Source organism: Streptomyces araujoniae (assembly GCF_050871195.1).
GTDB classification, from domain to species: Bacteria; Actinomycetota; Actinomycetes; order Streptomycetales; family Streptomycetaceae; genus Streptomyces; species Streptomyces bacillaris.
Window position 1 is genome coordinate 4,525,361 of sequence record NZ_CP194070.1, and the last position, 12,074, is coordinate 4,537,434.

At 71.8% G+C, this 12,074-nt stretch carries 15 protein-coding genes; 8 read left to right on the top strand and 7 right to left on the bottom strand.

The genetic code is table 11. The annotated features are described in order from the left end of the window. Positions 1-139: 139 nt before the first annotated feature. Positions 140-895, top strand: a complete 756-nt coding sequence (locus ACQ9ZG_RS19375) for an SDR family oxidoreductase (protein WP_099219203.1) — start codon at positions 140-142, stop codon at positions 893-895. 31 nt (positions 896-926) lie between these two features. Beyond that, positions 927-1,838, top strand: coding sequence for a LysR family transcriptional regulator (locus ACQ9ZG_RS19380; protein ID WP_499280938.1), 912 nt, complete (start codon positions 927-929; stop codon positions 1,836-1,838). Positions 1,839-2,012: 174 nt separating this feature from the next. Here the strand turns inward: ACQ9ZG_RS19380 and ACQ9ZG_RS19385 are convergent, their stop codons facing one another. Together ACQ9ZG_RS19385 and ACQ9ZG_RS19390 are read right to left on the bottom strand one after the other, a co-directional pair. Further along, positions 2,013-2,336, bottom strand: a complete 324-nt coding sequence (locus ACQ9ZG_RS19385) for a hypothetical protein (RefSeq protein WP_146225933.1) — start codon at positions 2,334-2,336, stop codon at positions 2,013-2,015. Positions 2,337-2,401: 65 nt separating this feature from the next. Next, positions 2,402-3,223: a GAF domain-containing protein gene (locus tag ACQ9ZG_RS19390; protein WP_109917558.1), complete on the bottom strand. Its 822-nt coding sequence runs from the start codon at positions 3,221-3,223 to the stop codon at positions 2,402-2,404. Positions 3,224-3,421: 198 nt separating this feature from the next. Here ACQ9ZG_RS19390 and ACQ9ZG_RS19395 point away from each other — a divergent pair, with 198 nt between their 5' ends. After that, a complete protein-coding gene (locus ACQ9ZG_RS19395; RefSeq protein ID WP_028416904.1) occupies positions 3,422-3,748 on the top strand; it encodes a nuclear transport factor 2 family protein in 327 nt (108 codons plus the stop codon). A gap of 271 nt (positions 3,749-4,019) precedes the next feature. On the opposite strand, the gene ACQ9ZG_RS19400 is transcribed toward ACQ9ZG_RS19395, so the two are convergent. After that, a complete protein-coding gene (locus ACQ9ZG_RS19400) occupies positions 4,020-4,553 on the bottom strand; it encodes a GNAT family N-acetyltransferase (protein WP_109916018.1) in 534 nt (177 codons plus the stop codon). Positions 4,554-4,898: 345 nt separating this feature from the next. Between ACQ9ZG_RS19400 and ACQ9ZG_RS19405 the strand changes: the two genes are divergently transcribed. The 3 genes from ACQ9ZG_RS19405 to ACQ9ZG_RS19415 all read left to right on the top strand — a co-directional run bounded on the left by ACQ9ZG_RS19405 (position 4,899) and on the right by ACQ9ZG_RS19415 (position 7,606). After that, positions 4,899-5,198, top strand: a complete 300-nt coding sequence (locus ACQ9ZG_RS19405) for a hypothetical protein (protein WP_258312215.1) — start codon at positions 4,899-4,901, stop codon at positions 5,196-5,198. Positions 5,199-5,210: 12 nt separating this feature from the next. After that, positions 5,211-7,019: an alpha/beta hydrolase gene (locus tag ACQ9ZG_RS19410; protein WP_109916016.1), complete on the top strand. Its 1,809-nt coding sequence runs from the start codon at positions 5,211-5,213 to the stop codon at positions 7,017-7,019. 113 nt (positions 7,020-7,132) lie between these two features. Then, on the top strand, positions 7,133-7,606 hold the full coding sequence (locus ACQ9ZG_RS19415) for a hypothetical protein (RefSeq protein ID WP_078562549.1): 474 nt from the start codon (positions 7,133-7,135) through the stop codon (positions 7,604-7,606). A 55-nt stretch (positions 7,607-7,661) separates the two neighbouring features. Here ACQ9ZG_RS19415 and ACQ9ZG_RS19420 read toward each other — a convergent pair whose 3' ends face one another. Continuing rightward, positions 7,662-8,090, bottom strand: coding sequence for an NUDIX hydrolase (locus tag ACQ9ZG_RS19420; protein ID WP_109916014.1), 429 nt, complete (start codon positions 8,088-8,090; stop codon positions 7,662-7,664). Between the two features lie 33 nt (positions 8,091-8,123). Beyond that, a complete protein-coding gene (locus ACQ9ZG_RS19425) occupies positions 8,124-8,606 on the bottom strand; it encodes a GNAT family N-acetyltransferase (protein WP_109916012.1) in 483 nt (160 codons plus the stop codon). A gap of 317 nt (positions 8,607-8,923) precedes the next feature. On the opposite strand from ACQ9ZG_RS19425, the gene ACQ9ZG_RS19430 reads away from it, so the two are divergent. Then, positions 8,924-9,568 (top strand): dihydrofolate reductase family protein, encoded by a 645-nt coding sequence (locus ACQ9ZG_RS19430; RefSeq protein ID WP_028416897.1) that lies wholly within the window; start codon positions 8,924-8,926, stop codon positions 9,566-9,568. Between the two features lie 109 nt (positions 9,569-9,677). Beyond that, on the top strand, positions 9,678-11,075 hold the full coding sequence (locus ACQ9ZG_RS19435) for a CPBP family intramembrane glutamic endopeptidase (protein WP_499280941.1): 1,398 nt from the start codon (positions 9,678-9,680) through the stop codon (positions 11,073-11,075). Positions 11,076-11,220: 145 nt separating this feature from the next. Here ACQ9ZG_RS19435 and ACQ9ZG_RS19440 read toward each other — a convergent pair whose 3' ends face one another. Together ACQ9ZG_RS19440 and ACQ9ZG_RS19445 are read right to left on the bottom strand one after the other, a co-directional pair. Then, a complete protein-coding gene (locus ACQ9ZG_RS19440) occupies positions 11,221-11,820 on the bottom strand; it encodes a TetR/AcrR family transcriptional regulator (protein WP_109914797.1) in 600 nt (199 codons plus the stop codon). Then, a complete protein-coding gene (locus ACQ9ZG_RS19445; protein WP_499280942.1) occupies positions 11,817-12,035 on the bottom strand; it encodes a hypothetical protein in 219 nt (72 codons plus the stop codon). The genes ACQ9ZG_RS19440 and ACQ9ZG_RS19445 overlap by 4 nt, the downstream gene beginning before the upstream one ends. Positions 12,036-12,074: the final 39 nt, after the last annotated feature.

The following is a 12,074-nucleotide window of genomic DNA, read 5'->3' on the forward strand; positions in this document are numbered from 1 at the left end:
CCCGATCTTTGTGTTTCCCCCGGCCCCGGGGGCGCTCCTAGCGTGGACGACGGAAACTGCAACGAACGCAGACGAACGCCGCATACCGGCACACGGGCATACCGACTGTCGGCACGCGGCCGCAGAGAGGACCGTCACCATGAGCGAGCAGCAGCTGAAGGGCAAGACCGCGGTCGTCGCCGGAGGGGCCAAGAACCTCGGCGGACTCATCAGCCGGAGCCTGGCCGAGGCCGGGGCCCATGTCGTCGTGCACTACCACGGGGAGAACACCGCCGCCGATGCCGAGAAGACGGCGGAGGCGGTACGGGGCACGGGTGCCCAGGCCCTCGTCGTACGGGAGGACCTCACCCGGGTCGACGGCGTACGCAGCCTCTTCGACCAGGCGCTGGACGCCTTCGGCGGGGTGGACGTGGCCGTGAACACCACGGGCATGGTCCTCCGCAAGCCGATCGCGGAGACGTCCGAGGAGGAGTACGACCGCATGTTCGCGATCAACTCCAAGGCGGCGTACTTCTTCCTCCAGGAGGCCGGTGCCCGGCTCAACGACGGCGGGCGGATCGTCAGCCTGGTGACCTCCCTGCTCGCCGCCTTCACCGACGGGTACGCCACCTACGCGGGTGCCAAGGCCCCGCTGGAGCACTTCACCCGGGCGGCGGCCAAGGAATTCGCCTCGCGCGGGATCGCGGTGAACAATGTGGCCCCGGGGCCGATGGACACGCCGTTCTTCTACCCGCAGGAGACGCCGGAGCGCGTGGAGTTCCACAAGTCGCAGGCCATGGGCGGCCGGCTGACGGAGATCGAGGACATCGCGCCGCTGGTGAAGTTCCTGGTCACCGAGGGTGGTTGGATCACCGGGCAGACCATCTTCGCCAACGGCGGCTACACCGTCCGCTGACCCCGCCCGACCAGGCGTACGGGAGGACCGCGTGACCCTGGACCTGCACAAGCTGGAACACCTCGTCGCCGTGGCCGAGGAGGGCGGGTTCACCCGGGCGGCCGAACGGCTGCACCTCAGCCAGCAGGCGCTGAGCACCTCGATCCGCACCCTTGAGCGGTACGTCGGGGTCCAGCTCCTGGTCCGGAGCCACCAGCACGTCGCCCCCACCCCCGCCGGCCAGGCCCTCATCGACGACGCCCGCGCGCTCCAGGCCCAGGCCCACGCCGCCCTGGAGCGCACCCGGCGCATCGGCCGGGGCCAGGCCGGGCACCTGCGGATCGGCCACACCCCGGCGGTCACGGCGGAGGAGGTGGTGGACCTGCTGACCCGGGCCCGTACGGAGGAGCAGGGCATACAGGCCCACGTACGCCAGCTCTTCCCCGACGAGCTGCGCGACCAACTCCTCACCGGCGCCTGCGACCTGGGGCTCAGCCGGTCCATGCCCGCCGACCCGGGCCTCACCCGCGCCCGGATCGCCGAACACCGCCTCCGGGTCGCCGTCCCCGCCGGCCACCGGCTCGCCGCCCGCCCGGCCGTGGCCCTGGCGGACCTGAACGGGGAGCCGCTGACGGTGTGGGGCGAGTCCGGCTCGTCCGCGTACACGGATCTGCTGATCGGCCTGTGCCGCCAGGCGGGCGTGGAGCCTGACACCCAGCGCAACCCCGTGCAGGGCACCCCGCCCGTCACCGCCGTCAGCGCGACCGGCCGTATCGCCTTCGTGACCACCCCCGTGGGCCCGGTGGCGGGCGGCGCGGCCCACGTCGTCGACCTGGACCCGCCGGTCTACGTACCGGTCCACGCGCTGTGGCCCGCACACACGACCTGCCGGGACCGGGATGTGTTCCTGAGCCGGGTGGGGGAACTGCTCGGTGGAGGCGGTGTCGGTGGAGGCGGTATATGACGCAATGAAGTTCTCCGCCGACGCCCCGCCGGTCGAGTCGCGCCTCGGCCCCGCGCCCGACGAGCACCACGCCACCGACGACGAGGCCGTTCGTCCGGCCCGGTCCGGTGATGCGGTCCGGTGAGCCGGTCCGGGGCCGGTCCCGGGAACGCCGACACGGGCCGCACCGCCCGCTCAGTGGTTCCGGGCCCCGTCCCCGAACCCCCGGCGGGCCTCGACCCCGAAGTACACCGCCGAGAACACGGCCGGCAGCATCAGCGTCACCGGTACGAGGCTCCACCAGCCGAACCCCATGACGAGCAGGGCGAGGGCGATGCCGCCGAACACCGCCGACGACATGGCGGCGAGGCTCATGTGCGACACGGCCCGTTCGTGCGGCCGGGCCAGTTCGGCCTCGACGCGGATGCGGGCACGGTCGCGTTCGTAACGGCGCATGCCCTCCTCCTCCAGCATGATCATCCAGACGTCGTCCGGGACGCCCTCCATGCGTCTGGGCATCGGCGGATCATCGGGGTCACCGGTCCGTCTGCGCCGCGGGTTCCACCACGCCATCGGAGGTCTCCTTACCTGAGCGCGTAGGACGCGGCGAGGACATGGGCCAGGGACTCCATGAGGGGGACGTGCGCGTCGATGAAGTGCTCGTACTCGGGGGCGTCCACGGCGAGGACACCGATCTCCTCGGTGCCGTGGATGACGGGTACGGCGATGACCGCCTTGTACGCCGTCCCCGGCGGGATCAGGTACGAGTGGGTGACGGTGACCCCGTCGATCCTGAAGGTCTTTCCGCCGCCGCCGAGGATCTCGGTCCTCATGTGCGCCGCGCCGACCGGATCGATGACCGCCCGGGGGCCGTTGGGGTAGGGGTGGCTGCCCTCCAGCGCGAAGCCGCCCGTGGCCGCGTCGTACCGGTAGAAGCTGCACCGGGCGCGGGGCAGGAAGGTCGGACCGATCGGCGGGGCGGTGAGGTCGACGGCCCCGCGCAGGACGCGGTCGAGCACGTCGGCGCGGCGCTGGTCGAGGTCGGCGGCCGTCTGCGGAGGGGCGGCGGCCGGCAGCGGCGCGGCCGTGGCGTACCGGTGGGTCAGCTCCTTCACCGCGGTGCTCAGCGGCAGCAGCGACATCGAGTAGAGCTGGGCCATGTCCGCCTCGGCGCGGATCGCCCGTTCTTCCGCGCGTTTCTTGCCCTTCTCGACCAGGCGCCGCTCGAAGTGCGTGATCAGGACGACCCCGAACGCGGAGAGCCCGGCGATGAGGGCCCAGCCCTGCTTGGTCCGCCCGGAGGAGCCGTCCGCCCATACGGAGACCACGGCGACGGACACACCGAGGAAAGCGGAGAAGAGAAGGAACAGGTAATGGATGCCGCGTTCGACCAGCCACTGCTTCATACGTCCGTGCCACCCCGTGCTCTGCCCGTACCCCGTACCCCGTACCCCCGGGCCATTCTTCCCGAACGGAGTAGCCGACGGGGGAGGATGCCCGAGGTGGTCGCCGTCCGACATGCGGTGTTGGGTCGGCCGACAGAGACTCGGAACGGATCCCCGGGGACGCCCGTCCCCGGCCGGGCAGAGGAGGAGCGCAGCGCCATGACCACATCGATCAGCGACCCGGTGGTGGAGAAGTTCGTCGCCGCCGTCAACGCGGGCGACGAGACCGCCTTCACCGCCGTCCTCACCGAGGACGCCACGATGTCCGACGACGGCAGCGAACGGGATCTGGCGGCCTGGACGGAGAAGGAGATCTTCTCCCCGAAGGCGAACGGCCGTATGAAGGTCGTCGATGCCTCGGACGACGGCCGCACGCTCGTCGTCGACTACACGAACGACACCTGGGGCACGATGCGGACGCGCTGGGTCTTCACGGTCACCGGCGACCGCATCAGCCGCTTCGAGACGGGCCAGGCGCCGGCCTGAGCCCCTCCTTGGATCCTTCCGAGCCTCCGAGCCTCCGAGCCCTCCTTGGAGCCCTCCGAGCCTTCCGAGCCCCTTGGGCCGGGGGCCGGGCGGAGGCGGTAAGCCGCTTGCGGGCCGCAGGGTCGTGCCGAGGACGCCGACGACCTCGGCGAAGGGGGGAGCGGGTCGGGCAGCCACGCCCCGACCTGCCGCCTGCGGCGCTCCCGCCCGGCCCGCGCCGGGCCGAGTCCGGCTCGGGGCGGAGGACGTACGGCGGCCCCGCCCCCGTACGTCAGGGCCGGTCGATCCGGTAGAGGTGGTGGGCCGGGTCGTCGACGGGGTTGTCCGGTTTCAGGTCGCCCGAGGCGATCCGCAGCAGCCCGGCCTTCTCCAGCGCCCGCCAGGACGCCCGGTTGGCCGCCACCACGGGCACGAGGACGCAGGAGGCCCGGGGGTGGTCCTGCCAGATCGACCGGAGGGCCGACCGGATCATGCGCGGGCCGAGTCCCTTGCCCACCAACTGCGGGTCACCGATCAGATAGTCGATGGTCATGGCCTCGGCAGGCACGTTGACCAAGGGCGCCAACTCCGCCGCGTACTCCGGGTAGTCGGTCAGCCGGCAGTACTGCAACAGGCCGACCGGGACGCCGTCCAGGAGGGCGAGCAGCACCTCTGCGGGCTCCTCGCGCCGCACGGCGGGCCCGAAGTCCCGTTCCACCCCCTCGGGGGACGTCTCGTGGTTCCACCACCGGGCGACATGCGGCTGCTCCAGCCAGGAGATCAGCAACGGGAAGTCGTCCTCGGTGAGCCCGCGCCAGGTGATCATCGTGAATCCCTCCGGAAGGACGTGGCGGCAGAGCCTAGCCAGTGGCTCACTACGGCTGTCGCCACTGCATGCGCAAGCGCAAGCATCCGCGGAGGGCCAGCTGCGTCGAGCAGCTGTTCTCCTGTCCGGAAATCGTTCCCGATCGCGTACACGCGCGCAGTCCTGCGTTAGTCTCCCGGGGCGCGGAAGCGGAACGCGGAGGGGCGGGGGAGCCATGTCGTATGCGGAGCGCCGGCAGGACATGTTCGGGCCGACCGGCGAGGGGCCCGCGATGAGGCTCGCCTCGGCGGAGGCCTCCGCCCCCGGGGCGGCCGGAACCGGAACCCTCAAGCACAGCAAGGGCCCTTGGACCGGTGCCTCGGGCACCGCCGCCGACCTGCGCGCACCAGGACGGAGACGAGCCGGTCGGCCCTCCGCCGCGGCCACGAGGGCGTCGACGCGGGAGCCGCCGGGCTCAGCTCCGTCGCCGCCCTCAAGCAGGTGCTGACGTCCTGGGAGGACCGCCTCCAGTCGGTACGGGACGAGTGCGAGCACCTCGAAGGGGCCCTGCTGGCGGTCGCCAAGGAGATGGGGGAGACGGAGGCGGCGGTCGAGAAGTCCTTCCGGGGTGTCCGTGTCCCCGCCCACGCGGACGAGAAGCGATGAAGCGATGAAGCGATGACCGGAACCCTCACCTGGCAGCAGCTGCGTGACATCAGGACCTCCGAACTGACGGAGGCGGGCGACGCATGGCACGAGGTCTCGGGCCGTTCGGCGTCCGACGGCGGACGGGTCGGCCGCGCGATGACCGCGAAGATCACGGAGACCCAGGAGAGCGACGCGGCGACGGCCGCCGTCCACCGGCTCCGCCGGCTCAGCCGCAACTTCCAGTACCTCCAGACCGAATGCGGACTCGTCCGTACAGCACTCAACGGACTGGCCGGCGACCTCGCGGCTCCCCAGGGCCAGGTGAAACGAGCCCTCGCGGACGCCGTCGCCCTGAACTTCACGGTCCACGAGGACGGTTCCGTCAGCTACCCGGCCGCCCAGGTGGAGGATCTGACCGGGGCGAAGCAGGAAGCCCCGGGCGGCACGGCCCGGGGCAGCTCCCGCCTTCCGCTGGAACCGCCCGCCTTCGGCGCGCCGGACCGGTTGTCGCCGCACGCCGCACACCCCGGCTTCCGCCCGGTGAACCCGAACGCGGCGAAGGCGCAGGACGTGGCCGACCGTATCGCCCTGGCCGTACGGTCCGCGCGGGAGATCGACGCCCGGTACACGAGGACCCTCAACGGCCTCAGGGCGGAGAAGGGCCTTGACGTCACGGCGGCCACGTTGAGGGACGTGGCCCGGGACACGGCCGACGTCCGCTCCACCGCCGGCAAGCACCTCGCCCAGGCCATCCCGCAGGACAAGAGCCCAGCCGAGCGCAGGAAGTGGTGGGACGGTCTCACCGACGAGCAGCGGCAGGAGTACCTGAAGGTCGCTCCGGACCTCGTCGGCGGCCTGGACGGCATCCCGGCGGTCGCACGCGACCAGGCCAACCGCACCTATCTCCCGGTTCTCATCGACGAGTTGGAGCGCCGGAGCGGCGACGACGTCAAGACCAAGCTCGATGCCCTGCGCATGATCCAGGGCAAGCTGAACGAGTCGGGCAACCCGCCCATGTTCCTCCTGGGCATCGGGGACGAGGGGAACGGCCGCGCGATCGTCTCGTACGGCAATCCGGACACGTCCCGGCATGTCGCGGCGTACGTCCCGGGTCTTGGCACCAAGCTCGACGGCGACTTCGTCGACGACACGATGAAGCGGGCCGAGGACACGGCCATCGGGACCCGGCGTATGGACCGGTCCACGGCCTCGATCGTCTGGCTGGGCTACGACGCCCCGCAGAACCTGGACGTGATGTCGAAAGGCGATGCGCAACGGGGTGCTCCGGCCTACAACGAGTTCATGGCCGGCATCTCGGTGACGAACGAGAACGCGGACCCGCACATGACGGCGATCGGGCACTCCTACGGCTCACTCACCGTGGGTACGGCCGCCAAGCAGTCCGGCGGAATTCCGGGCGTCGACGATGTGATCCTGCTGGGCAGCCCCGGCGTGGACGCGCAGAAGGCGACGGAACTCGGCGTGGGCAAGGACCATGTGTTCGTCGGTGCGGCCGACAACGACCCGGTCACCCATCTCCCCTCGAAGGGCGAGGCGGCGCTCGGCTGGGCGCTCGGAGGTCCGGCGGGGGTCAGGGCAGGGCGTGATCTCTTCGATGTCGGCAACGACGATCTGTACTTCGGTAAGGATCCGGCGAGCGAGGCCTTCGGAGCGCAGCGCTTCGAGGTCGACGACGGACCCCGGATGGTTCTGGAGGCAGGACTGTTCTCGGCCCACTCCCAGTACTTCGATCCGGTGAAGGATCGGGAGTCGGCGGCCAACATCGCCAGGGTCGTCGTCGGACGTCCTGAGGAGATCGTGAGGGAGAACCATCGATGAGGCGCATCACACGGACCCTGCGCCTGGCCTGTGCGATGGCCTTGGCGGGAGCGCTGCTCGCCGGGTGCGGGTCGTCGGGTGGGGCCAAGGGCAGAGGAGGGGCATTGGCCGGTATGGACATGCAGGGAGCGGCGGAGCGCGCCGACGGGATGTTCTACGCGACGGTGGGAGCGATCAAGCCGGAGATCGAGTGGGTCCACGATGCCACGACGACCGGTAGTTGTGACGTGACGCGCTACTGGACCGTGATGACGGTCGTCTCCGAGCAGCGTCGCGGTAGCTTCCTGGGGGTGATCGAGCGCTTCTGGAAGGCGAAGGACTACCGGATCGGCATGGTGAATCCGAGCAAGGAGATGCCTGAGATCATCGCCACGTCGCCGGACGGTTTCGGTATCAGCGTCCTCATCGGCTACAAGGGACAGGCGTTCTTCGAGGTGACCAGCCCCTGCGTGGACAAGTCAGAGGTGGCCGAGCCCGCGAAGGCGGCCAACGGCCGTATGTACGAGGGCGAGAAACCCCTCCCCAACGTCCACTCCGACTTCTGGTCCGCCGAATCCCCGGTGCCGGGCCCCACGCCCTCGTCCTGACCTCCTGGTCCGGCTGGACCGAGGCCGGACCGAGGCCGGGCCGAGAACCTTGCGGCTACCCCTGCCCCGCCAGCAGAGCGCGCGTCTCATCGCTCACGGCAGGCAGCCCCTTGTCCCGGTCGGCCCAGGTGAAGCCGTCGTGCTCGGTGAGGGTGACCGGGGAGGTGGCCGCCACGGTGACGGTGAAGGTGAACTGCCTGGTCCTGCGGCCGCTTCCGGAGGCGTAGTCGAAGCTGCCCGCATGCCCGGTGACGCCCGTGACGGTGAGCCCGGTCTCCTCAAGGACCTCCCGGATCAGGGTGTCCTCCAGCCGCTCGCCGGGCTCCACTCCGCCACTGGGCAGCTCCCACAGCCCGCCGAGGAAGTCGTCGGCCCGCCGCCTGAGCAGCAGGACCCGGCCCTCCGCGTCGGTGACCAGCGCGCCGACGACGTACTTCTCGATGCCGTCCCGGCGGGCGTCGGTGAGGAGGGTCTCTGGTGTCACGTCAGTGGCTCCCTGTGATGGTGACGGTTCCGCTTACAGAGCCTTGTAGTAGCGGACCAGGGGCAACGCCGTGTATCCGGCCTTCTCGTACGTCCTCCGGGCGGGCGCGTGGCCCGGGTCGCCGCCGGTCCAGATCGAGGCCAGGGTCACCCCGGCCTCCTTCATCCAGGTGGTGGCGAACTCCGTCAGCGTCGTACCGACGGCCCGGCCCTGGCAGTCGGGGTCGACCGCCAGCAACTCCACCGCACCCGCGGTGCCGTCCGGTTCCAGCACCACGGCGACGAAGCCGACAACCTTCCCCCCGTCCTCGGCGACCCAGACGTGCGCCTTGCCCTCCGTGCAGGCCGCCTCCACCTCGCTCCGCTGGGACGTACGCCAGTCCGGGTACTGGCGGCCGAAGACCTCCGGCCCCATCACTTCGGCGAAGCTCGCGTAGACGGGTGCCCAGGCGCGGAGCGAGAGACCGACCACCGGGTCGAGGTCCCGCGCCTCGAACGGACGGACCTGTATCCGCATCTCTCGTCACTCGCTCTCTGCCCCGGACGCGCCCCGGCCGGCGCGCATCCTGCGTGATCCCGTGGCCGCATGATCGCAAGCCGCGTGGATCCGCGCAGAGAATTTCGGCCGGGCTGTAGGGGCCCGGGAGAGCGCGGGGTGCCCCGGGGGCCGGGACTCCTTGTCGGTCACGGGCGGACGGCACGGGAGCTGTGACGGCAGGTTCCCGGGTGAACTCCGCGAGCCGGACGAGCGGTCCCGGTGCCGGGCGCGCGATGATTTTTCCCCGTACGGAACGTCCTGACTGTGTCGTCGACAGATCCGGGAGGAACACACCCATGGCTCAGCTCTTGCGGGTCCAGAATTTCTGCATCTCCAGCGACGGGATCGCGGCCGGGGAGAACCAGACCCTGGAGCGGCCCTTCGGGGACGTCGAGCCGGGGGAGCTGTTCACCTGGGCCGGGGCGACGGCGAGCTGGCCTATGCGGACCGATCCCGGCGGGAGCCGGGGGCTGGACGACTACTTCACGCGGGACTACGCCCGCAACATCGGGGCCGAGATCATGGGCCGCAACAAGTTCGGGCCCCAGCGCGGGCCCTGGCCCGAGGACGGGTGGCGCGGGTGGTGGGGCGACGAGCCTCCGTTCCGTACGCCGGTGTTCGTCATGACCCACCACGAGCGTCCCTCCTTCACGCTCTCCGACACCACGTTCCACTTCGTCGGCGGCGAACCGGCCGAGGTGCTCGCGCAGGCCCGGGAGGCGGCCCGGGGCAAGGACGTGCGGCTCGGCGGCGGGGTCACCACCGTCCGGGAGTTCCTGGACGCCGACCTCGTCGACACGCTGCATGTGGTGGTCGCGCCCTTGACCTTCGGCTCCGGGCTGCGGCTCTGGGACTCGCCCGACGACCTGCTCGACCGGTTCCACCTGGAGGTCGTGCCCAGCCCGAGCGGGGTGACGCACCACCTGTTCTGGCGGAGGTGAGGACCGGGGCGCCGGTTCGTGGGGAGATGCCGGTACGGGGGTGGGTACGAGGGCGGGTGCGGCTGTGCCGCATTGACCTCGGGCATCCGGCGCAAGCAAGATCCCTGGTGTGAGACCTGACATACCTCCTTCGCCCTGGGACCCGCCCGAGCCCTCGTCCGCGTCCTCGCCCTCGTCGTGGCCCTCGCCGTCGGCCGCCGGGCCCACGGGGAGTACCGGGGCCGCCTGGCAGCAGCCGCCCGCAGGGCCCGCCCGGCAGCAGGGGTGGCCGCAGCAGCCCGGGGGCGGTTGGCCGCAGGGGTGGCAGGGGCCGCCCGGCGCTGTGCCGCCGGCCGGGCCCGTACCTGCCGAGGCCGGGTCGCGCTACGACCAGCAGGGGCGCAACGGGCAGGGCGGGCGGTTCGGGTGGCTCGGTGAGCTGTCGCTCGTCGTGCTCCTGCTCTTCGTCGGCATCGTGGTCGTCACCGGCTTCGCCGCCGTCCTCGCGGCGGTGCTGGACGCGGGGCCCGACGCCCCCGGCAGCGAGATGTTCTTCGAGGACCCCGTCACCGACATGGCCTTCCAGCTCGTCGGCATCGCCATCGGGATCCCCGTGGTCCTGTGGGGCGCCCGGTATCTGGGCCGACGGCCCGCCGGGACCGTCTCCTCGGTCCTCGGGCGGTTGCGGTGGAAGTGGCTCGGGCTGTGCGCCGCCGTCGCCGTGCCGATGATCATCGTCCAGTTCGGCATCATGATCGCCTGGACCTGGGGCGAGGAGTCCGCCGAACCGGCCGGGGACGGCTTCCCCGGCTGGACCGCGTTCCTGGTGAGCCTGGCCGTGCTCGGGGCGCTGGTGCCGTTCCAGGCGGCGGCCGAGGAGTACGTCTTCCGGGGCTGGCTCGTCCAGGTGATCGGGCGGGCCGTGCGGTCGCCCTGGCCCGCCGTCGTCATCGCCTCGCTGCTGTTCGCCCTGGCCCACGGGTTCGGTGAGCTGTCCGGGTTCGTCCTGCTCTTCTACTCGGCCCTGTGGTGGGGGTGGCTGGTCATCCGGACCGGTGGCCTCGAAGCCGTCATCACCATGCACGCCGCCAACAACCTCCTCGCCTTCGGCCTCGCCGCCGGCTTCGGTGAACTCGCCTCCACCGAGACGGCCGCCGACGCTCCCTGGCAGGCGATGGTCGTCGAGTTCGTCTTCGCGCCTCTGTACTGCCTGGTGATGGCCCGCATCGCGGACCGGCGCGGGGTGGCGCGGGTCAGCCCGGGGGAGGGGCGTTCCGCCGGGTCCGGGGCGGCGCCCGGGGTTGGGGCGGCGCCCGGGGTTGGGTCTGGGGCCTGGCCTGGGTCCGGGCCGGGGCTTGGGTCCGGGCCGGGGCCCTCGCCTGGGTCCGGGGCGGTGCCTGGGTCCGGGCCTGAGTCCGCGCCCGGGGCGGGGCCTGCGCCTGGGGCCGGGCCAGAGTTTGGGTTCGGGCCGGGGGCCGCGCCCGAGTCCGGCCCGGGGCTTGGGGCCGGGCCTCGCGACGAGCCCTAGCCCGAATCGGGCCGACGCCCTTCCCTCCCCGTCCGCACGCCCTACGGCCCCGTCGAGTGGCGTCGGGAGCAGGCGGGAGGGAGGGGCGGGCCGGGTCCGGTCCGTACGGATCGCCGCACGGTTCGCCGTACAGATCGCCGTACGGTCAGAACCGTACGGTCAACTGCGCCTGCACATAGGCCCGGAGCACCCCCGCCATGTCCGTCGTGCAGTCGCTGAACAGCCACTGGATCTGGAGGCCGTCCATCAGCGCGATGAACTGCTGGGCGGAGGCGGCCGGTTCGACGCCGTCGCGCAGTTCGCCCGCTTCCCGGGCCTGGGCGTAGGCGCGTTCGGTGTTGGCGACCGACGTACGGTAGCGGGCCTCGAAGTACGCGTGGGCGGGGTGGTCGGGGGATGTGGCCTCCGCCGCGACCACCGAGAACAGCTCGACGATCCCGCGCCGCTTGGCGTTCAGCTCCGCGAGGTCCACCAGCCGGCGCAGATGGTCGATGCCCCGGGTGACGCCGAGTGCCAGCCACTCGTCGTCCACGTCGTCGCGGCGCTGGAGCACCGCGAGCAGCAGGGCCTCCTTGGTCGGGAAGTGGTGCAGGAGGCCCGGGTGGGAGATGCCGCAGCGGGTGGCGATGACGCGGAGCGAGGCGCCCCGGTATCCGGCCTCGCCGAACAGGGCCATCGCCTGGTCGAGGATCTCGGTCCGCTTGGCCCGGCCCTTGGCATAGCCGCCCCGCGCCCCCGCGGTCACGCGCGCTCACCCGCAGCCGTCGCCGTGCGCTCACCCGCAGCCGTCGCCGTGCGCTTGCCCGCAGCAGGCGTCGTGCGCTTGCCCGCCGCCGTCGCCATGTGCTTGCCCGCACCAGGCGTCGTGTGTTCGCTCGCTGCCGTCGCCGCCGTGCGGGTGTCCGTCGCAGCCGTCGTCGCCGTCGTCGCCGCGCGTTCGCCCGCTGCCGTCGGCGTCATGGGTGCGCCTGCGGCCGCCGCCACCGGATCGCCGCCCCC